At 38.4% G+C, this 22,209-nt stretch carries 23 protein-coding genes, 2 pseudogenes and 1 riboswitch; of the genes and pseudogenes, 6 read left to right on the top strand and 19 right to left on the bottom strand.

The features are described from left to right. Nucleotides 1–161: 161 nt before the first annotated feature. From NLW78_RS03955 to NLW78_RS03945, 3 genes are all read right to left on the bottom strand, one after another. Nucleotides 162–956, bottom strand: coding sequence for a S1C family serine protease (locus NLW78_RS03955; protein WP_254495687.1), 795 nt, complete (start codon nucleotides 954–956; stop codon nucleotides 162–164). Nucleotides 957–975: 19 nt separating this feature from the next. Beyond that, nucleotides 976–2,247 carry a zinc-ribbon domain-containing protein gene (locus NLW78_RS03950; RefSeq protein ID WP_254495686.1) on the bottom strand — a complete coding sequence of 424 codons (1,272 nt, stop codon included), beginning with the start codon at nucleotides 2,245–2,247 and terminating at the stop codon, nucleotides 976–978. 174 nt (nucleotides 2,248–2,421) lie between these two features. Beyond that, entirely contained in the window at nucleotides 2,422–2,958 is a 537-nt protein-coding gene (locus NLW78_RS03945; protein ID WP_254495685.1) for a DUF3231 family protein, read from the bottom strand. A gap of 154 nt (nucleotides 2,959–3,112) precedes the next feature. Here NLW78_RS03945 and NLW78_RS03940 point away from each other — a divergent pair, with 154 nt between their 5' ends. Beyond that, on the top strand, nucleotides 3,113–3,517 hold the full coding sequence (locus NLW78_RS03940; protein ID WP_254495684.1) for a DUF4395 domain-containing protein: 405 nt from the start codon (nucleotides 3,113–3,115) through the stop codon (nucleotides 3,515–3,517). Between the two features lie 289 nt (nucleotides 3,518–3,806). On the opposite strand, the gene NLW78_RS03935 is transcribed toward NLW78_RS03940, so the two are convergent. After that, nucleotides 3,807–4,151, bottom strand: coding sequence for a hypothetical protein (locus NLW78_RS03935; RefSeq protein WP_254495683.1), 345 nt, complete (start codon nucleotides 4,149–4,151; stop codon nucleotides 3,807–3,809). Nucleotides 4,152–4,523: 372 nt separating this feature from the next. Here NLW78_RS03935 and NLW78_RS03930 point away from each other — a divergent pair, with 372 nt between their 5' ends. Continuing rightward, nucleotides 4,524–5,378: an MBL fold metallo-hydrolase gene (locus NLW78_RS03930; protein ID WP_254495682.1), complete on the top strand. Its 855-nt coding sequence runs from the start codon at nucleotides 4,524–4,526 to the stop codon at nucleotides 5,376–5,378. A 453-nt stretch (nucleotides 5,379–5,831) separates the two neighbouring features. On the opposite strand, the gene NLW78_RS03920 is transcribed toward NLW78_RS03930, so the two are convergent. The 6 genes from NLW78_RS03920 to NLW78_RS03895 all read right to left on the bottom strand — a co-directional run bounded on the left by NLW78_RS03920 (nucleotide 5,832) and on the right by NLW78_RS03895 (nucleotide 9,665). Further along, complete coding sequence (locus NLW78_RS03920) at nucleotides 5,832–6,161, bottom strand: hypothetical protein (RefSeq protein ID WP_254495681.1); 330 nt, start codon at nucleotides 6,159–6,161, stop codon at nucleotides 5,832–5,834. 104 nt (nucleotides 6,162–6,265) lie between these two features. Then, nucleotides 6,266–6,367, bottom strand: a riboswitch (SAM riboswitch). A 69-nt stretch (nucleotides 6,368–6,436) separates the two neighbouring features. Continuing rightward, nucleotides 6,437–6,631 carry a hypothetical protein gene (locus tag NLW78_RS03915; RefSeq protein ID WP_254495680.1) on the bottom strand — a complete coding sequence of 65 codons (195 nt, stop codon included), beginning with the start codon at nucleotides 6,629–6,631 and terminating at the stop codon, nucleotides 6,437–6,439. A 96-nt stretch (nucleotides 6,632–6,727) separates the two neighbouring features. Beyond that, complete coding sequence (locus NLW78_RS03910; protein ID WP_254495679.1) at nucleotides 6,728–7,204, bottom strand: hypothetical protein; 477 nt, start codon at nucleotides 7,202–7,204, stop codon at nucleotides 6,728–6,730. A gap of 669 nt (nucleotides 7,205–7,873) precedes the next feature. Then, nucleotides 7,874–8,458, bottom strand: a complete 585-nt coding sequence (locus NLW78_RS03905) for a histidine phosphatase family protein (RefSeq protein WP_254495678.1) — start codon at nucleotides 8,456–8,458, stop codon at nucleotides 7,874–7,876. Nucleotides 8,459–8,479: 21 nt separating this feature from the next. Continuing rightward, nucleotides 8,480–8,860 (bottom strand): RidA family protein, encoded by a 381-nt coding sequence (locus NLW78_RS03900; RefSeq protein ID WP_254495677.1) that lies wholly within the window; start codon nucleotides 8,858–8,860, stop codon nucleotides 8,480–8,482. A gap of 214 nt (nucleotides 8,861–9,074) precedes the next feature. Further along, on the bottom strand, nucleotides 9,075–9,665 hold the full coding sequence (locus tag NLW78_RS03895; protein ID WP_254495676.1) for a hypothetical protein: 591 nt from the start codon (nucleotides 9,663–9,665) through the stop codon (nucleotides 9,075–9,077). 220 nt (nucleotides 9,666–9,885) lie between these two features. Here NLW78_RS03895 and NLW78_RS03890 point away from each other — a divergent pair, with 220 nt between their 5' ends. Next, a complete protein-coding gene (locus NLW78_RS03890) occupies nucleotides 9,886–10,650 on the top strand; it encodes a CAP domain-containing protein (RefSeq protein WP_254495675.1) in 765 nt (254 codons plus the stop codon). Nucleotides 10,651–10,721: 71 nt separating this feature from the next. Next, nucleotides 10,722–11,201, top strand: a complete 480-nt coding sequence (locus NLW78_RS03885) for an AAA family ATPase (RefSeq protein ID WP_254495674.1) — start codon at nucleotides 10,722–10,724, stop codon at nucleotides 11,199–11,201. 4 nt (nucleotides 11,202–11,205) lie between these two features. Here the strand turns inward: NLW78_RS03885 and nadA are convergent, their stop codons facing one another. The 3 genes and pseudogenes from nadA to NLW78_RS15540 all read right to left on the bottom strand — a co-directional run. Next, nucleotides 11,206–12,306 (bottom strand): quinolinate synthase NadA, encoded by a 1,101-nt coding sequence (gene nadA, locus NLW78_RS03880; protein ID WP_254495673.1) that lies wholly within the window; start codon nucleotides 12,304–12,306, stop codon nucleotides 11,206–11,208. Beyond that, a pseudogene (locus NLW78_RS03875) lies at nucleotides 12,303–12,713 on the bottom strand (beta/alpha barrel domain-containing protein); the annotation flags it as partial. The pseudogene NLW78_RS03875 and the gene nadA, both read right to left, overlap by 4 nt. A 9-nt stretch (nucleotides 12,714–12,722) precedes the next feature. After that, nucleotides 12,723–12,983, bottom strand: a pseudogene (locus NLW78_RS15540) (FAD-binding protein); the annotation flags it as partial. Nucleotides 12,984–13,107: 124 nt separating this feature from the next. Between NLW78_RS15540 and NLW78_RS03865 the strand changes: the two are divergent. Together NLW78_RS03865 and NLW78_RS03860 are read left to right on the top strand one after the other, a co-directional pair. Beyond that, on the top strand, nucleotides 13,108–14,229 hold the full coding sequence (locus tag NLW78_RS03865) for an IscS subfamily cysteine desulfurase (protein WP_254495672.1): 1,122 nt from the start codon (nucleotides 13,108–13,110) through the stop codon (nucleotides 14,227–14,229). A 31-nt stretch (nucleotides 14,230–14,260) separates the two neighbouring features. Continuing rightward, a complete protein-coding gene (locus NLW78_RS03860; protein WP_254495671.1) occupies nucleotides 14,261–14,800 on the top strand; it encodes a transcription repressor NadR in 540 nt (179 codons plus the stop codon). Nucleotides 14,801–14,894: 94 nt separating this feature from the next. On the opposite strand, the gene pyrE is transcribed toward NLW78_RS03860, so the two are convergent. Genes pyrE through NLW78_RS03830 form a run of 6 tightly spaced genes read right to left on the bottom strand, consistent with a single transcriptional unit; the run spans nucleotide 14,895 to nucleotide 22,203 of the window. Further along, nucleotides 14,895–15,527: an orotate phosphoribosyltransferase gene (pyrE, locus tag NLW78_RS03855; RefSeq protein WP_254495670.1), complete on the bottom strand. Its 633-nt coding sequence runs from the start codon at nucleotides 15,525–15,527 to the stop codon at nucleotides 14,895–14,897. Then, a complete protein-coding gene (gene pyrF / locus NLW78_RS03850; protein ID WP_254495669.1) occupies nucleotides 15,490–16,236 on the bottom strand; it encodes an orotidine-5'-phosphate decarboxylase in 747 nt (248 codons plus the stop codon). The genes pyrE and pyrF overlap by 38 nt, the downstream gene beginning before the upstream one ends. Further along, nucleotides 16,208–17,149, bottom strand: a complete 942-nt coding sequence (locus tag NLW78_RS03845; RefSeq protein ID WP_254495668.1) for a dihydroorotate dehydrogenase — start codon at nucleotides 17,147–17,149, stop codon at nucleotides 16,208–16,210. Before NLW78_RS03845 ends, pyrF begins: the two co-directional genes overlap by 29 nt. Next, the gene (locus NLW78_RS03840; protein ID WP_254495667.1) at nucleotides 17,146–17,913 is read right to left on the bottom strand and encodes a dihydroorotate dehydrogenase electron transfer subunit; all 768 of its coding nucleotides are present in this window, start codon (nucleotides 17,911–17,913) and stop codon (nucleotides 17,146–17,148) included. Before NLW78_RS03840 ends, NLW78_RS03845 begins: the two co-directional genes overlap by 4 nt. Further along, nucleotides 17,910–21,119, bottom strand: a complete 3,210-nt coding sequence (gene carB, locus NLW78_RS03835; protein WP_254495666.1) for a carbamoyl-phosphate synthase large subunit — start codon at nucleotides 21,117–21,119, stop codon at nucleotides 17,910–17,912. The genes NLW78_RS03840 and carB overlap by 4 nt, the downstream gene beginning before the upstream one ends. Further along, nucleotides 21,112–22,203 (bottom strand): carbamoyl phosphate synthase small subunit, encoded by a 1,092-nt coding sequence (locus NLW78_RS03830; RefSeq protein ID WP_254495665.1) that lies wholly within the window; start codon nucleotides 22,201–22,203, stop codon nucleotides 21,112–21,114. Before NLW78_RS03830 ends, carB begins: the two co-directional genes overlap by 8 nt. Nucleotides 22,204–22,209 lie beyond the last annotated feature (6 nt).

The following is a 22,209-nucleotide window of genomic DNA, read 5'->3' as shown; positions in this document are numbered from 1 at the left end:
TTTGGAGGAGGGTCTCCCTAAATTCTATTGTATTCATCTGCTATTTAATAGAAACTGCCAATACACTATTTTTACTTATAAAAAACAAACCTGGTCAACCTATGACAAGGCTTGCACTCATAATGTCCATACAATAGGGCAAGATTTCACAATCCATTTCATCATGAACCTTTATTATTAGTAGTAGAAATTGATGGGATATTAGAATGTTCGGCACTGTGGGACCAGTTGACAACTACGTCTATAATTTGTCGAATTGGTATGCTGAATCCAATCGATCCCTGTTCAGCCACTGCGGAGTTAATGCCGATAACCATACCATTATCTCTTAACACAAGTGGACCACCACTGTTCCCAGGGGCAATTGGTGCTGAAATTTGAAAGACATTTTCATAGGAATATTGATCAATATCAAAATCCCGTTCTACACCACTGATAATCCCAGTCGTCACTGTGTTTTGTAATCCTAGTGGACTTCCAAGCGCTAAAACTTCATCACCTAAATCTCCACCGTATTGGTTAGCTAATTGAAGAGGGGTTTCTCCTCTTAAGGCCGGAACTCTAATGACGGCAACGTCTAAACGATCACCAGCCCCAATGACAATCCCTTCAAGTTCACGCTCATCAGCGGTTTTAACTATAACGTTAGTAGCCCCCCGAACAACATGACTATTCGTCAATATGTCTCCTTGGTCATTATATAAGAAACCTGAACCAATGGAACCACGGCTAGGTACTTCTATCATAACCACTTTTTGTTGAACTTCATTTATGACATCTTTAACATCCTTTTCCTCTGTTTTACCTTGGTCTCGTTCTTCTTTCACATCTTCTGTAGCTACAATGGTAGAACTAGCAGACAGTTGTGAACGTACATAATCCTTTACAAAAAAATAGCCAAATACTCCTGCTCCTATAATAAGGCCGGTAAGAATGGTGCTGATTATCCATTTCATATGTTTGTTGCTCCCCTTCTTAATATAGCGTCCAAACCATTTCATTGATTTCTACTTCAACTTCACCATACCCATCAACACCTGATTCGTACGTGAAAAACTCCCCTATTTCATTTGGGGCCAAAATTTCCGGTGTAGCAAATGTATAGTTATATGTCAGGACATTGCCCGCTTCATCATAAACCGTGTAGTAAAGTATGATTTCTCCCATATTAACCGTCCCAGTATTATGTACAAAACCTTTAATTATGAGATCATTTTCGTAGTCAAAGTAAATTTCCCACTCACCGAGCTGAATACCTTCTGTCTGGTTGTATAAGTCTCTTGCCGCTTCAGCCTCCATCGTTTCTTCTATACGTTGTTGCTCTTCTCTTTCAAAACGATCTTTCGCTGTTACGATATTTTGTTTCAGTTCAGTAAGTTCTTCATTATGAGTTACATGTTGTAATGCCATTTCGACAACATGCAATGCATCTGCAAACTGATTTTGTTCAAGTTTCTCGTATGCCTCATCCCGTGCTACTTCGACAATTTTATGAAGTATGTCAGCCTTCACACCACTCGATATTTGTGTCCGAATATGTTCAATAGTTGTTAGTTGCTCTATTAATTCTTGTAATGTTGAACTGTTTTGGATATCACGGCGTACTAATTCTACTGTTACCGTATCTTGAATGACATTTATTTTATTTAAAAGAGGTTGCTGTAACACCGGGTTAAATTGATGTACATTTTCCCTTAATGTGGAAAGGCGATGACCAACCTCAACAAGTGCTTCCTCTTTTAACAGGTCCTTTGCTTGATTCATTTGTTCATCATATGTCATCGCTTCTTCAACTAAGACTAAATTTTGCCTTAGCGTGGCAAAGTCATTTCTTAATTTCAAAGCCTCGTGGAAAACCTCTTTCGCTTCGGCAAACTTTCCTTCTTGTGCTAACATTTCCCCTTCTTCGAGGTAAGACAGTACTAGTTTATTTACTTTATGTTCATGAACATAAGTAGAACTAACAACTCCAAGCATTAAAATAAATGTTAAAATCGGTATGAGTATTGCGAGAATTGTCGGCAATCTCTTATCCTTTAACGTTCTCCCAGAATCAGTAGTTTGCTGTGAATATTGAGTTTGGTTTTGAACAGGCTCGGAGTTATATTGATTCTTCTCATTTTGATATAAAACATTACTTTTTTTGTTAGATGTATCTATTTGATTACGCTTTTCCACTTTCATACCACAATTAGCACAAAAACTGCTATTCTTTTCTAGTAGATTACCACATTGAGTACAATACATCCTAATCCCCCTTGCACGGTGACAATTAAAATATTATGTAATTTAGTATACATGAGCCCTTTCTATTAAACTAGGTATATATACAACAAAACCATTTCTCCTCTAGCCTGTGTAAATGCTTTGATAGAAAAAATAAAAACACGCCCCATTTTGAAGCGTGTTTAAATGCTGATTTTAAGCTTGGTCTCGTGTCAAAGGAGTAGTCCCTTTATTTGGAGCCAGTTGTAACCAACCTCTTTTCCCTAACAATGCTTTACATTTCGTCGCATATTTCATCATTTCGGTAAAAAATTGAAAATATAGCTCCGCTAAATCTTTACGACTAGCTTTTGCAATCGCTGTACCACAAATGGTTACACATGCAGTCAATTTTGCATTTACCGTTTGCGCAATATCCCGATTATTTTGTAATTGTTTAGATGTGATGACATCGGTCTGTTCAGTCGATTTCTTTTCCTTGTCTTTAGATAGGTATAACTTTTCTTCTTCCATAAATGTAACGAGCTTGCTTCGCTGCCCTTCCGTCAATTCCTGTACAACTTGAATAAACTGCACGAGTTCCTCATCTTCTTGTATATCAGTCGAATCCGTTATACCTTTGAATTCCTCTAACATCGACAAGTATGTCCAGCAGTACATCGTATCACTAATATGTAACGATTTCCCCTTTCGATATTCCCCTTTCTCCTGATCGATTGATTTGTTTGTCATGTCTATTTCCCTCCAGTTATGTTTGAACGTTCCTCTATAGGATGGACGATAAATGACAAATTCATTCGCAAATTAGATAGATGTGCATAACATCCCTCTTTATTCCGAGTAAATTAATAAGTATAATAAAGAATAGAAAGGAGGAGAACAAATCATGGGAATACCTAAACCACTCGTAAAATTCAACCAATTATTTATCGTATTCACTGTAACGACTGGTATATTTATCCCGTCTATGCTAATTCTCCCTTTTATCATCGGACTCATTACAGTTATAACAAAACGTAACCCAATCATACTCATGACAAAGCCACTATTACGGAAACAAACTAACGAATATATACTGGAAGATCGTGATCAACAATTATTTAATCAATGGATTGCTACCATTTTAATTGGTTTATCTATACTGTTTTATTCCCTTGGCTACTCAACAGCCTCAATCGTATTAAACCTTATGGTTATTTTGGCAGCTGGAATAGCTTTGTTAGGTTTTTGTGTAGGCTGTTTTATCCGGTTCCGGTATATCATGTGGAAACAGAAACGAAAATCCGTTTAATGAAACATTAATTTAAGAAAAAACAACGCGGATTGATCCGGGGTATACTAGAATTACAAAATTGCAAATAAAACGTTAAACAACATTAGTTATAACACTCAATTCAGCAACGTAAACACATCATAGTTAGCATAGAAAAACGCTCCGAATATGAAAAACTGGGAGCGTTTCTTTCTATTCTCTTGTTAAACTTAACACGACAACATGAAAGTCTATCCAGCACGTCAAACTATTAGCTAGTTTTAACTTGAATAAAAACATTCGGATTTATTTTTTCAACAACTGTCAATTATTGCATTGGTAGCCAACTTACTTTCCAAACGTCTTGATTAGTATCCTTGATTAATCTAAATGCATTTAGTGATTGGTTTGATGTCTCCCAAGTAATTGCTGCTTCATTCTCATCTATATATTTAACTTTAAATTCTTCGATTTGTTGTAATTCATCATATAATTTTTCATCATTATCGGTAAAATTAGCTCCAAAAAATTCGGGATCTCCATAATACTCTTCTTTAGATGGAGTAAAGTATTTTTCGCCCTTTATATAAAGGTTGTAAATCGTTTCAGAGTCTTTTACGTTTTTAGCGTGAAAATATAACCTAAATATATCCAAAGGGGTTAAATTAATCATGCAAAATACTCCCTCCTCTTATAAAAACGTACTAAATAGACGGAAATAATGAAAAAAGGTTTCATAAAAAAGAAAAAAGTTACAAAGCACTTATTATTCGGGGAGCTTGTTCCTTTATATCAACAAAAAAATAGCATTCCAATTCTATTGTCATCGGAATGCTATTTGGCTTATTTTCTGTTTTGTACTCTTAAGCCGAACCCGTTAGATTTGTCCGGGTCGTTTTTCTTTTTCTAGATTCTGGCGATTCAATCCTTTTCCATTCCTCTAGGAAAATTCAAACGTTGGCAAACTACAATTAAAATAACCTCTTTACCAATAATTGGGTTCCATATAAACTATTACGTATCAATACAAAAAGGTGGAATCGACATGAGAATTGAATTTCTTGGTACAGCGGGTGCAGTTCCGATACCTCGTCCCCTTTGTCAATGTTCAGTTTGTGTAGAAGCAAAAGAAAAAGGTATACCCTATAGCCGTACTGGCCCTGGCTTGTTTATTCACGGACCAAATTTATTATTAGATACTTCTGAACATAGTTACGAACAACTTAATCGATCAAATATTACTACTATTGATGGGGTATGTTATTCCCACTGGCATCCAGACCATGTCCAAGGGCTACGTGTGCTTGAATCAATGAATGCGGATTGGTTACACTTTCCCCCTAACCATCAAACAACTGATGTATACTTGCCAGAACAAGTAGCGAAAGACTTTCAACATCGCTTAGGAATTCATGAGCATTTACAGTATTTCAGCGATGAAGGGTTTATCCGTCTCCACCTACCTCAAGATGGAGATACCTTTGAATTAAACGGATCTACCATCCTTCCTTTTCGTTTAGCGGAAGATTATGTTTATGGTTTTTTACTGGAGGAAGAAAACAAACGGGTGTTGATTGTGCCTGATGAATTGTACCAATGGACACCTCCAAAATCATTGCAAGGTATTGACGTAGCAATTTTACCACTTGGTATTTGCGAGTTTCACCCGTTAAATGGAGAGCGACTCATTCAAAAAGACCATCCACTATTGCAGTCGGAAGCTACATTTGCTTATACATTACAAGTAGTAAAACAATTGCAACCGAAAAGAACGATTATTACTCATATTGAGGAACCTGATGGGCTTAGTTATAACGATTTTAAAGTGTTGGAAAAGAAGTTGCGTGAAGATGAATACAATATCGAATTCGCGTATGATACGATGAAAATCGATGTGTAAAAAACAAACGCCCTAAAGTGTTTTGCAATCTGTAGAGAAAGTCTCGGCAGCTTGATTTTTATACATACACTTTACCATTCACCGCAACGGTTAAATAGGCAAATTGAAAGATTTAGGTTTAATGTAAAAGCTGTTCGTTTAGATGCTGGATACTTAACTAATCCCTTTTGCCCTGGTTAAGCCCAAAGGAATATATTTGGAGTCATTGCAAAAGGAGAAGAACCCACTTACACGACTACTGATCGTGATGGGGATCAAAGGCAGCGAATACCGCGAGACTCCGGCGGAAAAACGAGCGACCCGAGACCCCGCAGGCGCTTTTCCGGGGAGGCTCGGGCGTTCGTCCGCGGAAAGCGAGTGGTATTCGCCCTAAATCGAAGGACAAAATAAAAGCTTGTAGAAAAACCTAGGTTTCTCTACAAACTGCAAAACGCCCTAAGAGCGTTTTGTTTGTTAACTTACTTGTAACACCGTTTGTAAGTATTGACTATCTCGTTCTTCTATTTTCAACCCTGCCTCTTCAAGCTTTTGTAAGAGCATTCTATCAACCGCGTACGGATTTTTCTTTTTTAACGCTCGTAACTCACCCCAGTTTGTCATCAAAAAGTAACTTTCCTTGCCTTCTCGAATACGAATCTCTACATTTCCGTTTCCATGTTTATTTATTTCAGCTAACACGATCCGACCTTGTTCCTTTAACTCCCGGCGGATACAATCGAGTACATGTCTTGTAAATACGTCGATATCCATTTGTTTTGCCATAAAACCTCTGTTTGCGTCCATAGTAACGACTCCTTTAATTGCTGTTTTACAATTCTTTACAAGGGTCCATAATAAAAAAGGCTCCTTTCGCCGAGGGCAAAAAGAACCTTTAGAACCGTTTCCGTTCCTTATCACCCAAAGCGACAGCTTTGCTGGTTGGAGCACCTTGCATAGGCAGGTTGCTGTGGAATCGTCGAGCCAGTTCTCTCATCCACTCTTGATAAGTATTGTATTGTAATAAAAACATATCATATTTAAGTTAAACGTTCAAGTTGATTCCATTTTATGATACTGGCTTATGCTTGTTGATTTTCAGACTCATTGGTTTTTTCCAATATGTGCACACGTCTTATTTCCCAACAGAAGATGATCAACAAGGAGATAAGGGTACCTAAAATAAAGTAATCTGGGTGAAATTTCCGGTCTAACGTTAATCCTCCGGTAAAACCAGCTATAACACCAATCGATACACTAAGCATAATTCTTACCAATCCCCTCAACACCTTCCGCTCTATTTTAACCTCCTTAATCGTAACATAAGACTCCATTCATTTATTTTAAAAGATTATTAAGAATTAGTGAAAATGTTACAAGTTTATGTAACATAACGTGACACCAAACATAAAAAATGTAATAATATGGAATGCAAACCATTTCAATGTCCTAGTATGAAAAGACAATATCATTAATAAAAAAAGAAAATACGTTAAAATTGTAAATAGCTGTAACATGACAAGCCATTGTTCATATGTAACCATCATTGGTACCATCCCCCCCATTAACGAGGACATTATACATTGCGTAACGCCATTTAATATCGTATTTACTGCTAGACTATTTGTAGTTGTTAGAATAATGGAAACCCCAATTAAAAATGCAATAAAGAAAGACACTAATGTACTTACATAGAGATTTGTTACTATGGCTATATAAAATGACATTATCATACCAAGACAAACATTTGCCACATGCCGATCACTACGCCCTCGCATTATTCTCATAATATAAATCACCATTAAAAGCATCCATAACCAGATGACGATATTCCATACATACATGCCCACACCTAACATCCTCCCTCCTATACAGTGTATTCAGTTCCATTCCAGGCTTGAACAAACTAGTTTCGTATTTTTTAAAAATCACCTATATTAACTGAGTAAGACCACACCGATCTTCCTGCAACCTGTCATTCCATACGATGTGACTAGTAATACTATTTGAATCTCAACTAACTATCATATTTTGGAATCTGGAATTCGTATAATAAAGAAAAAACGAAAAAAGGGGAATGTAGAGATGGTAGTCTTGTGTAATAACTGTAATACGACATTATTTAAGGAATGGCTTTGGTTTGAATGTAATAACTGTCGTTTTCGCGTTTGTGGACCTTGTCATGAAAAAATCGACTTTCGCTGTCAGAAATGTTGTTCCGGATATTTATACCAAAAGAGATAATCACTTGTTTTATTTTTCATGAGCCGCACGGGTTTCCAACTGTTGTGAAAGAGGACAACTGTACTATAATGAAGTATAACTAATTTTCACGAAATGGATTGATGGAGGGTGGAAGTGGATTTAAATTTAATTTAATAACGAAATGGCATTTTATTAAAGTTAATTGCTTCATCCATTTTCATCACCGTTTTGCTCAACACCATATTTGATACTACAAGCTACACACCTAATAAGCATCGAAAAATTAAGGACATCCCATTTTGGGATGTCCTTAATTACCTTACACCTTCACCTAAATGTTTCGCACAATTTAACACCTGTAACGACCATTTATCGGCTTGTTTTTGTAAAACTGAAATGGATGTATTTGAAAAGCTTACATCAAACGTTTCATCCTTCATCAAACCTATCATTAACTGATTCAATGTAGCTCCATGACTTATAAATAAAATGCGCTTGTTAGGATGTTGCAGGCAAACTTCTTCCACACAGTCCACACTTCGTGAGCGGGCCTCTTCATTCGTTTCGCCACCGTGATCAAACTGTTTCCATTGTGGTCCCCACTTCTCAATCCGCTCTTCTTTCGTTAATCCTTCCACTTCACCAAAGTACATTTCCCGCAGACGTGTATCTTTTATAATTGGAATTTGGAGAAGGTTGGCAACCGTTTTCCCAGTAACATATGCCCGAGACAAATCACTACTAACGACCATGTCCCACTGTTCTCCTAGAAGACGTCTTGCCAATGCTTGTGCTTGGTTTAAGCCATCCTGATTTAATGGGATATCTGTTTGGCCTTGTGCCCGTCGTTGAACATTCCAATCTGTAACGCCATGACGAATTAACCCAATTGTAGTCATGTCGGTTCTCCTCTCCAACCTTTACTCTTTTGTTAATGCTATCGTTTCAATTTCAACCTGAACGTCCTTCGGAAGCTTGGATACTTCAACTGCTGAACGTGCTGGCATAATGTCACCGAAATATGTACTATAAATTTCGTTAAATTGAGCATAATGATTTATATCCGATAGAAAAACCGTTGTTTTCACTACATCTTCCAAAGATGATCCAGCTTCTTCCACAATAGCCTTAATATTTCGTAGTACAAGTTCTACTTGATCAGCAAACTGCTCGGGGATTTCACCTGTTTCATGATTTAACGGGATTTGTCCAGATATAAATATGTAATCCTTTGTTTTAATCGCTTGTGAATATGGTCCAATTGCAGCAGGTGCATTATGACAAACTACTTTTTCATTCATTGTCCTCATCCTCCATTTCTTTTACGGTTCATTTTAGCAAAAAGTTAGACTTTTTCGTACATTTTCGGGAATATTTTTTCAAGATTTTGATTGAAATGTATTCTCTAACCAATGAAGATGCCGACAATGTAGACGTTCATCGATAGTATGTGAAATTGTCGAATGTACGACCTTGTTCCGTTATATTTCTCATTACTTCATTAAATTAAGAACATTATGGATAATACTGCTCCTTCACTTTTTCCATTTCCTCCTTCACTTTATCAAGGGTATCAGTAGCACTTTTCACCCAATCTCGAGTCACTTCCAAAAAAAACATAGCATCCTCAATTTCACCTTGTTCCATTAATTGCATAACCCGTTTATAATTTTCCCCTACGTTCGTATAAGAATAGACGGTATCTTTTAACATTCGGTGTGCTTTTGTCAGAGGCAATGGTGGTTCTGTAACTTCCTTTAAAAATTCCTTTTCTAATTGTTTTAATGTTGTCCCAATATAATAACCCATATTTACGTAATCTTGATCCTCATACATCTTAACGTTATCTTTTCCTTTTTTTGCATGATTCAAAAATGCTTCGTTTCGCTCATCCAGAATAGTTAAGAAAGTAAGTACTTTTTCACCGTATTGCTCAACTTCAAAATAAACATTTTGCAAATGTGCATTTTTTTCATTTATTAATGATTCTACTCTTTGTGCTTGTTTCGTTTCAGCTTCACAGGCAGTGAAAAGGGTCATTATAAGTATGAAAGTTACTGCCCATCCCCGGCAAATGACTGGAATTCGTCTTTGATCATTGAACATCCTCCACCCCACTTCGTTTGTTCCGATGGAAGGTAATTACAAAAAAATCTCCATACTACATACATATAAAAAAGGGGTGGTGTCCTATACCTACCTTCTCTCTCGACAAGAATCGCATATAGTAAAAAAATACTAAACGTTAGTTTTACTTCTTTTACCATATATATTTTTAAAAACTAAACGAAAAATATGACAAACGAACAAAAAAGGAGGGAAAAACATGAGACTTACATTTATAAAATTGTTTAGTCTTACTATAATGCTTACAGGTTTAGTTGCTTGTAATACTGGTGATTATGTCATGGATGATCGTCAGAGAAACAATAACAATGACAATATATCAAGTATGAATACAAATATGTCTAGTGAAGACTATCCGCATACACGAGCAAAAGTCATTCAAGAAGCTAAGTATGAGTTCTACACATCAGAAGACCACGGTAATTCAAACCAACACGGACAACAATCAGGGGATCAACAAATACAACAACGTCAAAATCAACAAAATGGAAATATTCAACAACAAGGTAATAATCAGTCCCAGCAACCGCAACAACAACAACAAACGAATGAACAACAAAGTCAAGGTGGACAAGATGCCGAAGGTTTAAGCGAATTTGAACGTAGAGTAGTGGAGTTGACAAATGAAGAGAGGCGAAATAATGGCTTATCCGAGCTAAAAATTGATACACAATTAAGTGGTATTGCTCGTACAAAGTCAGAAGATATGCAAGCAAATAACTATTTTTCACACACGAGTCCAACGTACGGGTCTCCGTTTGATATGATACGTGACAATGGTGTTGATTATCAGTCTGCTGCAGAAAACATTGCACAAGGACAACAATCGCCAGAAGAGGTTGTCCAATCTTGGATGAATAGTGAAGGCCACCGCAAAAATATTTTAACAGAAGAGTTTACTCATATTGGCGTTGGTCATGAAACCGAAGGAAACCATTGGACACAAATGTTTATTCAAAAATAAAGAAAAGCCAAAGCATCAATTGCGATGTCTTTGGCTTTCTGATGATATTATAACGTCATGAGGGGTCGCTTATGAGCCGATCTGTCTACATCATTTCCGGGCCCTCCGGAACCGGAAAGTCAACAATTGCCCACGCTTTATCAAAACAAATTCCTAACTGTGCACTAATCCCAGGTGATTTTATTCAAGAAATGCACTTGAACGGTAGAAAGAGAAGTTTGAAAGAGTACCGTCTTATTTGGGATAACATTTTTATTTTAACGAAAAACTTTTTAACGTATGGAATTGATGTCATTATTGATTATAAAACTCTTCCCGATGAGGCAATGTGGCTCAAAGAAAAAGTATCACCACTTCACGTTTCAGTTGTATATGTGATTTTATTTGCAACTGATTATGAACAGGTTGAAGAATGCAATATAACTGATGAAATAAGCAAAAAACAATCACATAAATATACGTCTTACCTTCAAACTGTAGATGTTCTTAACGAGAGCAATATAGAGTCCATCATTTACAATATTCGGCATAATTCTAAATATTGTTTATAGTTACCTACACTCGTTCAAGCATTCTTTGTAAAGCTAAGCGGGCAAAGTGAGCTGTTTCGTCTTCTACTTTTATTTCATTCACAGGTTTACCCATTTCGATCATGTCTAATGCCCAAACAAAATGTGGTAAATCAATTCGGTTCATCGTAAGACATGGACACATATTTGGATTTAAGGAGACAATATGTTTATCTGGATTTGATTTTATTAATCGATTTACGAGGTTCATTTCTGTTCCGATTGCCCAGCGACTATCTTTTGGAGCATGATTAATGGCATCAATAATTTCTTTCGTAGAACCCGATGTATCAGCTGCTTGTACAACGTCAAAAGTACATTCAGGGTGAACGATTACGTTCATATCGGAAAATTGGGAACGTAAAGCATGAATATGCTCAACGGTAAATTTTTCATGAACTGAACAATGACCTTTCCATAAGATCACTAAAATATTTTGTTTATCTCCTTCATATATTAATTCTTTTTTCAGTGGGTCCCATACTGCCATTTGTTCTAGGGGGACACCTAATTCATATGACACATTTCTACCTAAATGTTGATCAGGAAGAAACAAAATGCGCTTCTTTTGGGAAAGCGCCCATTTTATCATTCGTTTCGCATTCGAAGAGGTAACAGTAGCTCCTCCATGTTTACCAACGAATGACTTAATGCTAGCAGTTGAGTTTACATAGGTTAACGGCATTATTGTGTCATCAAATGTATTCTGCAATTCTTCCCATGCGTGGATTGTCTGGTGAATATCAGCCATATCAGCCATAGAACATCCCGCCCTCATATCAGGCAACACAACTGTTTGATCTTCATTTGTTAAAATATCAGCCGTTTCAGCCATAAAATGTACACCACAAAACACAATATATTTCGCTTTTTGATTTTTTTCAGCCATTTGAGCTAATTGCAGTGAATCTCCGGTATCATCGGCAAATTGGAGAACCTCATCCTTCTGATAATGGTGTCCCGGTATGTATAAATTAGGTCCTAACTTTTTCTTTATTTGTTTTGCACGTATTTCTAACTCCTGATCTGACATTTCCTTATATCGGTTAGGAATTTGCGAAGGTTCCAAAACATCTAAAACATTCATTTATTAGATTCCTCCCTTAAGCGAAAGCTTATATCTAGACTAGGGGCTGAATGAGTTAAACACCCCAGGGAAATAAAATCTACTCCTGTATCACGATAGAGAGAAAGATTTTCCAGGTTGATACCACCGGAAGCTTCTGTAATGATGTGACTTGGGACAAGGGCTTGATATCCTTTAACTTCACTAGGTGAGCAATTATCAAACATGATAATGTCGACTCCGGCTTCAATCGCCTCAAGTACTTCCCTCTCCGTTTTCGTCTCAACTTCTATTTTTACCATGTGACCAAGCCTATGTTTAAAATGGTTCACTGCATTCGTAATACTTCCAGCAGATGTAATATGATTGTCTTTAATCATGACACCTGAGTGTAACGTATAGCGGTGGTTGTATCCCCCACCACAAACTGATTGTGGTCCTTTCCGTGCAAATAATTTAGTTAATTCTTCATTATTATGAAAATCTCCAGCTTTTACCGTATCCCAAAAATGATTTGTCCAATTGTCGTTGTGTGAGAAAGCGGATGCTATACCTCCTTGGGCCAATATAGAGTTGTTGTTAAGAATATTACCTTTTGAAATGATAGTCACTTGTTTTTTGGATGAAAGAAGTTCCGCTACCATTAATCCAGAAATTCCCCCACCTATAACAAGGACTTCTGTATCTATCTCCTGCATGTTACCACCCCCTTACACATACACATTTAATTTACATGTGTCTTGACACATGTATTTACATATATTTTAATAAAAAACAAGGGTTTATTTTATGCACATATAATAGATTGAGAGGATAATATCGATGATTTATTTAGATTATGCGGCAACTTCCCCCATGTCAGATCAGTCATTGCAGGCCTATACTGAAGTAGCGACAAAATATTATGGTAACTCAAGCAGTTCACATGATATCGGAACTACAGCAAATCAGTTGCTGGAGGCAGCAAGGGCCAAGATTGCAAGGTTATTGAATGGAGCTAAAGATGGTGTATATTTTACTAGTGGAGGTTCTGAAGGAAATTTTTATGCTATTACTTCTCTTGTCCATGCCCATAAACATAAGGGTAAACACTTAATTACAACCAAAACAGAACATACATCTGTGTATAATACATTTCGAAAACTAGAATTAAACGGTTTCGACGTTACTTTTCTAGACGTAAATGAATATGGGGAAGTAGATCCAGGTCGACTCGAAAAAGAAATTCGTGAAGATACAATTCTTGTATCCATTGCTCATGTAAATCATGAAATAGGCACTATTCAACCAATAAAAGAAATTGTGGAAATCTTATCAAAAAGAAACATTTTATTTCATAGTGATTGTGTTCAATCCTTTACTAAGACACATCTAGATATTGAGAATTACCACTTATCAAGCATTACGGTATCCAGCCACAAAGTTTATGGTCCTAAAGGAGTTGGCGCCTGCTATATTGACCCTAAGGTGAATTGGAAACCGATGATTGATGGCACCACACACGAAAAAGGATTTCGGCCAGGAACTGTTGATGTTCCTGGAATTACTGCATTTACCATTGCTGCTGAAGAGTCAATGAAATCGTTAGCTCGTGATATGAAAAAATATCAATCTTTAAAAAAATTGTTTTTGCAAGAAGTGAGTACATACAATGGCATTCATATTGAAGGAAATTATCGATCTATTCCACAAATTATTGGTTTTCGAGTAAAAGGATTCGAAGGACAACATGTTATGCTACAATATAACCGTAACAATATAGCTGTCTCTACAGGTTCGGCTTGTTCAGTAGGGCAACAATCTCCTTCAAAAACATTGTTAGCAATCGGGCGAACTCCGGATGAATCAAGAGAACTCGTTCGAATATCCTTTGGACGACAAACTTTAAAATATGAAATTCTACAAGCCGTTAATGTATTAAAGAATGTACTAAACGAAACATAGACACTTATCTTGGAAATTTGGGGGGAATTTAATGACAAGAGATCAAAAAAAAATGTTAGGTGAAAATAGAAGAAATCAGATTCATCAATGGTTAAAATCGAGCGAAACACCTTTAACAGGTAGCGAATTAGCACAAAAGGCAAATGTGAGTCGGCAAGTCATTGTCCAAGATATTTCGCTTCTTAAGGCTAAAAACATACCGATTATTGCTACAGCACAAGGTTATGTTCTGCAAAAGGATTCCGTAAAAATTGAACGTGTCATTGCATGTCAGCATCCTCCTGAGAAAACTCGTGATGAACTTTATCTCATTGTAGACAAGGGAGTAACCGTAAAGAGCGTAACTGTTGAACATGCCATTTACGGCCATTTAACCGGCTCACTCATGTTAAGTAACCGCCTAGATGTGGACCATTTTGTTGAAAGAGTAGAAAAGACGAAGGCATCATTACTCTCAGAATTAACGGATGGAGTACACTTACATACGATTGAAGCTGACCGGGAAGAACAACTGGATGCTGTTTGTGAATCACTTCAGCAAGCTGGCTACTTACTGCATCAAGGCGAGTAATCATACCGGTCTTGATAAAGATGCTGAATTGCCATGGGAAAATGAAATGGAGAACACTTTAACAATAGCTGTTCTCCATCATTTTATCTCTATTCTATTTTACTTCCACAATCCACTTCTCAGGATCCTGCTTCCATTTCGTTAATGATTGTATATCTTCTTGATCAGTATGACCTTGTTCTACACTAACTTTAGCAAGAGTTGAAAAATCCGTTAACGTATGCCAGATTACATTCGCCTCTTCCAACTGTTTTGTTCCTTTTTCTAACTCGTATGTAAAGATGGCCGCTACACCTAAAACATTTGCACCTACTTCTCGTAACGCCTGTGCAGCGTTTATGACACTACCGCCGGTAGAGATCAAGTCTTCGATTATGACTACTTTTTGCCCTTCTATCACTTTACCTTCGATTTGATTTCCTTTTCCGTGACCTTTTGCTTTACTTCTTACATAAACCATAGGTAAGCCTAATTGTTCACTTACCCATGCTGCATGTGGAATTCCGGCTGTTGCCGTACCAGCTATTACATCAACTTCTCCATAATGTTCTTTTATAAGGTTAGCCAATCCTTCCGCTAATTGTCGTCGAACGACTGGGTACGACATTGTTAAACGGTTATCACAATAAATTGGGGACTTTATCCCGGATGACCACGTAAATGGATTGTTAGGTCGTAATGAAACAGCTTCAATTTCTAACAGTTTTGATGCGATTGCTTTTTTCATTAAGCATCCCCCATTCCAATTGTATGTTCTCATATGCTTTTACTGGTTCTTTTACCTGCGTAATGCTACGACCGACAACGATGGCGTCACTTCCGAGTTTGCTTGCATCTGCAGGTGTCACTACTCTCTTTTGATCTTGTTTAGCATCACCAGCAAGTCGTATACCTGGTGTAATCGTTTGAAAATTGGAACCACATATAGATTTAATTTTCGGCACCTCAAGGGCGGAACAAACAACACCATCCAACCCTGCATGTTTTGTTAGTTGTGCATAGCTTAAAACGACGTCACCTAAATTCCGGTTGATTAGCAATTCTTCCTCCATCATCCATTGTGTTGTGCTAGTAAGTTGAGTAACAGCAACACAAAGCGGTCGATCTGTCCCGGGAGGTGTTCCGATATCGAGACCTTCAAGAGCAGCTTCCATCATGTCTTTCCCACCAGCGGCATGAACATTCACGATATCAACACCTAATTTAGCTAGCCCCTTCATAGCCCCTTTGACCGTATTAGGAATATCATGCAATTTTAAGTCTAAGAAAATATGATGTCCTGCTTCTTTTAATTCTGTAATCAATTGGGGACCTGTTTGATAAAAAAGCTCCATTCCAACTTTTACGAATAAAACTTGCCCATCGAAGGGGGTAAAAAATTTTTTCACCTCTTGTTCATTGGCGTAGTCAAGAGCGACTATAAGTGGCTTCTTCATTTTCTTTCCAACTCCCTCCGATTAACTGTGTAATGTGATCTACCTTTAATTCATCCATGATAGTTGGAAGTTCTTCGATAACATGTGGACAAGCAAAGGGATTAATGAAGTTCGCCGTTCCAACTGCAACTGCACTTGCTCCTGCAAGGAGAAATTCGACCGCATCTTCCGCCGTTTGCACTCCACCCATTCCAATAATTGGTACAGATACGGCCTGACTAACTTCATGTACCATTCGAATCGCAACAGGTTTAACAGCAGGGCCTGATAGACCACCTGTTTCGTTTGCTAAAACCGGCTTGCGAGATTTTATATCAATCCGCATCCCTGTCAAAGTGTTAATCATTGTTAAACCATCTGCACCTGCCATTTCAACGGCCTTGGCAATGGTAACAATGTTTGTTACATTTGGCGAAAGCTTCACATAAACTGGTACCGTTGACACTTCTTTCACAGCAGCTGTTAATTTTGCTGCGGTGTCTGGATCGGTCCCGAACGCTATCCCACCGGTTTTAACGTTTGGGCAGGATATATTTAATTCTAATGCTTTCACATTTGGTGCCTGTGAAATTTGAGAGGCAACCTTCACGTAATCCTCCATTTGCGAACCTGCTACATTCGCTATTATTGGTACATCATACTGCTCCAACCATGGAAGTTCATGCTCAAGAACGCCTGCTAGTCCAGGATTTTGCAGCCCGATCGCATTTAACATCCCACCAGGAGTCTCTGCTACCCTTGGTGTTGGATTACCGAAACGTGGCTGATCCGTTGTTGCTTTAATCATAATTGCACCAAGTTTTGATAAATCATATAATTTTGCGTATTCTTTCCCAAAACCAAAACACCCTGAAGCTGGCATAATGGGGTTCTTTAATGATAATCCAGGCAACTCTACTTGCAATCGGTTCATAGGGCAACCTCCCCTGCTGGAAATACTGGACCATCACTACACACTTTTCGGTAATCTACACCATTTGGGTCAGCTTGTGTTCGGCACACACATGCAAAACATGCTCCTATACCACACCCCATCCGTTCCTCAAGGGACAAATACATTCGTTGATTGCCATATTGTTGCTCAAGAGCTTTTAACATTGGAGTAGGACCACAAGAATAAAGAGCATCAAAGGATAAGTCTTCGCTTACTATAACATCTGTCACAAACCCTTTCGTACCTTCGGTTCCATCGACTGTTGCCACATAGGTAGGTCCTAATTTTGTGAATTCTTCTTTATAAAAGACTACATCTTTCGTTTGAAATCCTAAAACGTGGATGACGTTAACACCTTTTGCTTGTAATGTTTTCGATAAGTAATAAAGTGGTGGAACACCGATTCCCCCACCAACGAGGAGAGCCGTCTCTCCTGGAGAAATAGAGTCAGTTGGAAAACCATTCCCCAATGGGCCAAGGACATTTACACGTTGACCTGCTTGTTCTTTAGATAGTTGGGTTGTTCCTTTTCCTTCAGCACGATACAACATTGTAAATGATTGTCCCTCGGTATCACAGACTGAAATGGGTCTCCGTAATAAAGGATCTGTTCCTCTTCCCACTTTTACATGGACAAATTGACCAGGAAGAGGCATTTGCAATGCCTCACCTGTCAATTTCATTTCATATATATCCTTAGCAATTTCCTTATGACTCGTAATCGTTAAGTCATTTATCTTCATGCCATCACCGCTTTTCGCTTTGCAATTTGAGGCATCTCTGTTGATGTGAACGTAACCATTTCTAGAACACGTAGTAACGCTTTTGCTGTATCTAGTGAAGTGAAACAAACCACGCCATTTTCGACCGAATCACGGCGAATACGGAATCCATCACGAGCAGGCTGTTTTCCTTTTGTTAACGTATTTACAACAAACTGTGCTTCTCCTTTCCGGATAACATCTAGCAGGTTAGGCTTTTCTCCACCTAATTTATTCACGATCGTTACTGGAAGGTGATGTTGTCGTACGTACTGGGCGGTACCTTCTGTTGCTAATATGTCAAACCCCAGCTCGTGAAAACGCTGGATAATGGGTAGCGCCTCTTCCTTATCTTTGTCAGCTACAGTGAAAAGAACAGAACCGTGTGTTGGGATGTTCATCCCGGAGGCGATAAGTCCTTTATATAACGCTTTTTCCAGACTAATGTCCCGCCCCATTACTTCCCCAGTCGATTTCATTTCAGGTCCTAGTGTAATATCCACTCGACGCAGTTTCGCAAATGAGAATACTGGTACCTTCACATATACATCGGATGGTTCTTGTTGATACCCTGTTTCATATCCTAATTCAAGTAATTTCTCTCCTAGAATGACTTTCGTTGCAAGATTTGCCATCGGTACGCCAGTAATTTTACTTAAAAATGGTACAGTACGGCTTGAGCGTGGGTTCACCTCTAACACGTATACTTCCCCTTCATGTAACACGAATTGAATGTTTAATAGACCGACAATGTTTAATCCTTTTGCTAGTTTAACAGTTTGATCAATGAGTTGTTGCTTTGTGTTCACTGATAAACTTTGGGGCGGATAAACTGCAATCGAGTCACCGGAATGGACACCAGCCCTTTCAATATGCTCCATAATCCCTGGAATAAACACTGTTTCACCGTCAGAAATGGCATCCACTTCAATCTCTTTCCCGACTAAATAACGATCTAGTAAGACTGGATGTTGTGGATTCACTTTTACGGCTGTTTCCATATAACGAAGTAAATCTGTCTCATTATACACAATTTCCATTGCTCGCCCGCCTAGTACGTATGAAGGACGTACAAGGGCAGGATATCCAACTTCATTGGCAACCTTTACGGCTCCTTGTACAGACGTTGCCGTACGACCTTTTGGTTGGGGAATAGTTAAGTGTGATAGCAGTTGTTCAAATTTATCCCGGTCCTCCGCTCGATCCATATCTTCCAATGTTGTTCCAAGAATGTTTACACCGCGTGCCGCTAATTCATCTGCTAGATTAATAGCTGTTTGTCCTCCAAACTGAACGACAACTCCTTCTGGCTGTTCTAAATCGATGACGTGCATAACATCTTCCACCGTTAATGGTTCAAAATATAACTTATCTGACGTACTAAAGTCGGTAGACACGGTTTCTGGGTTGTTGTTAATAATGATTGCCTCATAGCCTGCTTCTTTAATTGCCCAAACAGAGTGGACCGATGAGTAATCAAATTCAATCCCCTGTCCAATTCGAATTGGTCCAGAACCTAACACAATAACACTTTTCTTATCTGTTTTACTCGATTCATTCTCCTCTTCATATGTTCCGTAATAATAAGGAGTTTCAGATTCAAACTCTGCTGCACATGTATCTACCATTTTATATACAGGGATAATCCCTTTTTCTTTACGCAACTCGTATATTTCTACTTCGGTTTTGTTCCATAGTTTAGCAATGGCTACATCTGAAAAACCTTTCTCTTTTGCTTCTTGAAGAAGGGCAATATTACTTGGATGAGCTTGAAGCTTTTTCTCAAGATTGATAATCCCTTCCATCTTCATTAAGAAGAAATAATCGATCCCGCTCCACTGATGAATTTGTTCTATTGTGACACCTCGACGAAACGCCTCACCAATAACGAACAAGCGCTCATCGTCAGCCCGCTCAATCCGTCGTTGTAAGTCCTTATCAGACAATTGGTCAAATCCTTCGACTTCCATGTGCATAACATCTGATTCAAGAGAGCGGATAGCTTTTAATAATGATTCTTCTATATTACGTCCAATCGCCATCACTTCACCCGTAGCCTTCATTTGTGTTCCTAAAGTACGATTCGCGGCGGCAAATTTATCAAACGGCCAGCGAGGGATCTTACTTACAACGTAGTCAAGGGCCGGCTCGAAGGAGGCATACGTCTTTCCTGTTACCGGATTCTCCATTTCAGATAAATGTAATCCCACGGCAATTTTTGCCGCTAGTTTCGCAATTGGGTAGCCTGTTGCTTTCGAAGCCAAGGCTGATGAACGGCTTACCCTTGGGTTTACCTCAATGATGTAGTAATCAAAGCTATTTGGATCTAAGGCTAACTGAACGTTACAACCGCCCTCAATACCTAGTGTGCGTATGAGCTTTAAGGACACATTCCGCAAACGTTGATAATCCCGATCAGATAACGTTTGACTCGGGGCAACGACGATTGAATCCCCTGTATGAATCCCAACTGGGTCAATGTTTTCCATATTACAAACGACAATCGTTTCGTCATTTGCGTCACGCATTACTTCATACTCAATCTCTTTAAACCCTACGATACTTTTTTCTACTAAACATTGGCTTACTGGACTATTTTTCAAACCGCTTGAAACAATTTCGATTAAATCTTCTTCGTTATACACCATACCTCCACCAGTTCCACCAAGAGTGTAGGCAGGTCGAACAATAATCGGATAGCCAATTTTTTCGACAAATTGATACGCTTCTTCTAAACTATGAATAATTTCACTTTCCGGAACAGGTTCATTCAGTTCGTTCATTAACGCACGGAACTTTTCCCGATCCTCCGCTTGTTCAATCGCATCTAAATCTGTCCCTAAAATTTCTACACTACACTCTGCTAGAACACCAGATTTATGTAAATCAATTGCTAAATTTAATCCTGTCTGCCCACCAAGGGTAGGTACGAGGGCATCCGGTCTTTCTTTTCGAATAATACGACTGACAAATTCGACAGTTAACGGTTCGATATAGACACGATCTGCCATGGCTGTGTCAGTCATAATCGTTGCAGGATTCGAATTTACGAGGATAACTTCATATCCTTCTTCCTTTAATGCTTGGCATGCTTGTGTTCCTGCATAATCAAATTCTGCTGCTTGACCGATGACAATCGGGCCAGATCCGATAACTAATATTTTTTGGATATCTGTACGTTTAGGCATGTTGAAGCACCTCTTTCTTTTCGTTTATCATCGCTGTAACAAATTGATCAAATAGTTTATTAGAATCCTCAGGTCCTGGTGACGCTTCAGGGTGGTATTGTACTGTAAACGCGTTGTAATCTAAGTGTTTTAACCCTTCAACAGTTCCGTCATTTACAGCTTTATGAGTAATGGCTAATCGCGTACCTTGTAGTGACGATTCTTTTACGGTATATCCATGGTTTTGGGATGTCATATCAACTTTACCTGTATCCATGTTTTTCACTGGGTGGTTGGAACCACGGTGCCCGAACTTCATTTTTTCCGTATTCGCACCACAAGCTAAGGCAAACAATTGATGCCCTAAACATATACCAAATACCGGTACTTGACCAAGCAACTGTTTCACCATTTCGATGCCTTCCGGTACATCTTTCGGATCCCCAGGTCCGTTGCTTAACATGACACCATCTGGATTTAGGCGTAACACTTCTTCTGCTGTTGTATTGTAAGGAACGACGATGACATCACAATTACGGTTGGTTAATTCCCGGGCAATACCTAATTTCAGACCATAATCGACAAGAACGACGCGCAGGCCCCGTCCAGGACTACGGTATGGCTTCGTCGTGGATACCTGTTCCACTTGATTCTTTGGAAACGGTGTATTTCGTAGTCGTTTCACGACCGCTTCAACATTTGATTCCATACTTGCAAGCTGTCCTTTCAACGTTCCATGTTTCCGTATTAATCGTGTTAATTTTCTCGTATCAATCCCTTGTAAACCGGGGATCCCTTGTTCCTTAAGAAACGTATCTACGTTTTTCTCACTTCGCCAATAGCTTGGAATATCTGCTACTTCCTTCACAATTAATCCGTGAACCGAAGGTGTGATTGTTTCAAAATCATCAGGATTGATTCCGTAATTTCCGATTAACGGATAAGTTAAGGTTACAATTTGACCACAATAAGAAGGATCAGATAAAATTTCTTGATAGCCTGTCATCCCCGTGTTGAATACGACCTCTCCTTCTTGTTCTCCCTCACTTCCAAATGCTTTGCCAACAAATACGGTTCCATCTTCTAAAATTAATTGTCGCTTCAATCCTAT

Source organism: Salirhabdus salicampi, assembly GCF_024259515.1.
Lineage (GTDB): Bacteria > Bacillota > Bacilli > Bacillales > Alkalibacillaceae > Salirhabdus_A > Salirhabdus_A salicampi.
This window is presented reverse-complemented; position numbering and strand designations above follow the sequence as displayed.

Coding starts and splice junctions, on each gene's coding strand:
- NLW78_RS03955 (WP_254495687.1), bottom strand. CDS start 956: ATGAAATGGATAATCAGCACCATTCTTACCGGCCTTATTATAGGAGCA.
- NLW78_RS03950 (WP_254495686.1), bottom strand. CDS start 2,247: ATGTATTGTACTCAATGTGGTAATCTACTAGAAAAGAATAGCAGTTTT.
- NLW78_RS03945 (WP_254495685.1), bottom strand. CDS start 2,958: ATGACAAACAAATCAATCGATCAGGAGAAAGGGGAATATCGAAAGGGG.
- NLW78_RS03940 (WP_254495684.1), top strand. CDS start 3,113: ATGGGAATACCTAAACCACTCGTAAAATTCAACCAATTATTTATCGTA.
- NLW78_RS03935 (WP_254495683.1), bottom strand. CDS start 4,151: ATGATTAATTTAACCCCTTTGGATATATTTAGGTTATATTTTCACGCT.
- NLW78_RS03930 (WP_254495682.1), top strand. CDS start 4,524: ATGAGAATTGAATTTCTTGGTACAGCGGGTGCAGTTCCGATACCTCGT.
- NLW78_RS03920 (WP_254495681.1), bottom strand. CDS start 6,161: ATGGACGCAAACAGAGGTTTTATGGCAAAACAAATGGATATCGACGTA.
- NLW78_RS03905 (WP_254495678.1), bottom strand. CDS start 8,458: ATGACTACAATTGGGTTAATTCGTCATGGCGTTACAGATTGGAATGTT.
- NLW78_RS03900 (WP_254495677.1), bottom strand. CDS start 8,860: ATGAATGAAAAAGTAGTTTGTCATAATGCACCTGCTGCAATTGGACCA.
- NLW78_RS03895 (WP_254495676.1), bottom strand. CDS start 9,665: ATGTTCAATGATCAAAGACGAATTCCAGTCATTTGCCGGGGATGGGCA.
- NLW78_RS03890 (WP_254495675.1), top strand. CDS start 9,886: ATGAGACTTACATTTATAAAATTGTTTAGTCTTACTATAATGCTTACA.
- NLW78_RS03885 (WP_254495674.1), top strand. CDS start 10,722: ATGAGCCGATCTGTCTACATCATTTCCGGGCCCTCCGGAACCGGAAAG.
- nadA (WP_254495673.1), bottom strand. CDS start 12,306: ATGAATGTTTTAGATGTTTTGGAACCTTCGCAAATTCCTAACCGATAT.
- NLW78_RS03865 (WP_254495672.1), top strand. CDS start 13,108: ATGATTTATTTAGATTATGCGGCAACTTCCCCCATGTCAGATCAGTCA.
- NLW78_RS03860 (WP_254495671.1), top strand. CDS start 14,261: ATGACAAGAGATCAAAAAAAAATGTTAGGTGAAAATAGAAGAAATCAG.
- pyrE (WP_254495670.1), bottom strand. CDS start 15,527: ATGAAAAAAGCAATCGCATCAAAACTGTTAGAAATTGAAGCTGTTTCA.
- pyrF (WP_254495669.1), bottom strand. CDS start 16,236: ATGAAGAAGCCACTTATAGTCGCTCTTGACTACGCCAATGAACAAGAG.
- NLW78_RS03845 (WP_254495668.1), bottom strand. CDS start 17,149: ATGAACCGATTGCAAGTAGAGTTGCCTGGATTATCATTAAAGAACCCC.
- NLW78_RS03840 (WP_254495667.1), bottom strand. CDS start 17,913: ATGAAGATAAATGACTTAACGATTACGAGTCATAAGGAAATTGCTAAG.
- carB (WP_254495666.1), bottom strand. CDS start 21,119: ATGCCTAAACGTACAGATATCCAAAAAATATTAGTTATCGGATCTGGC.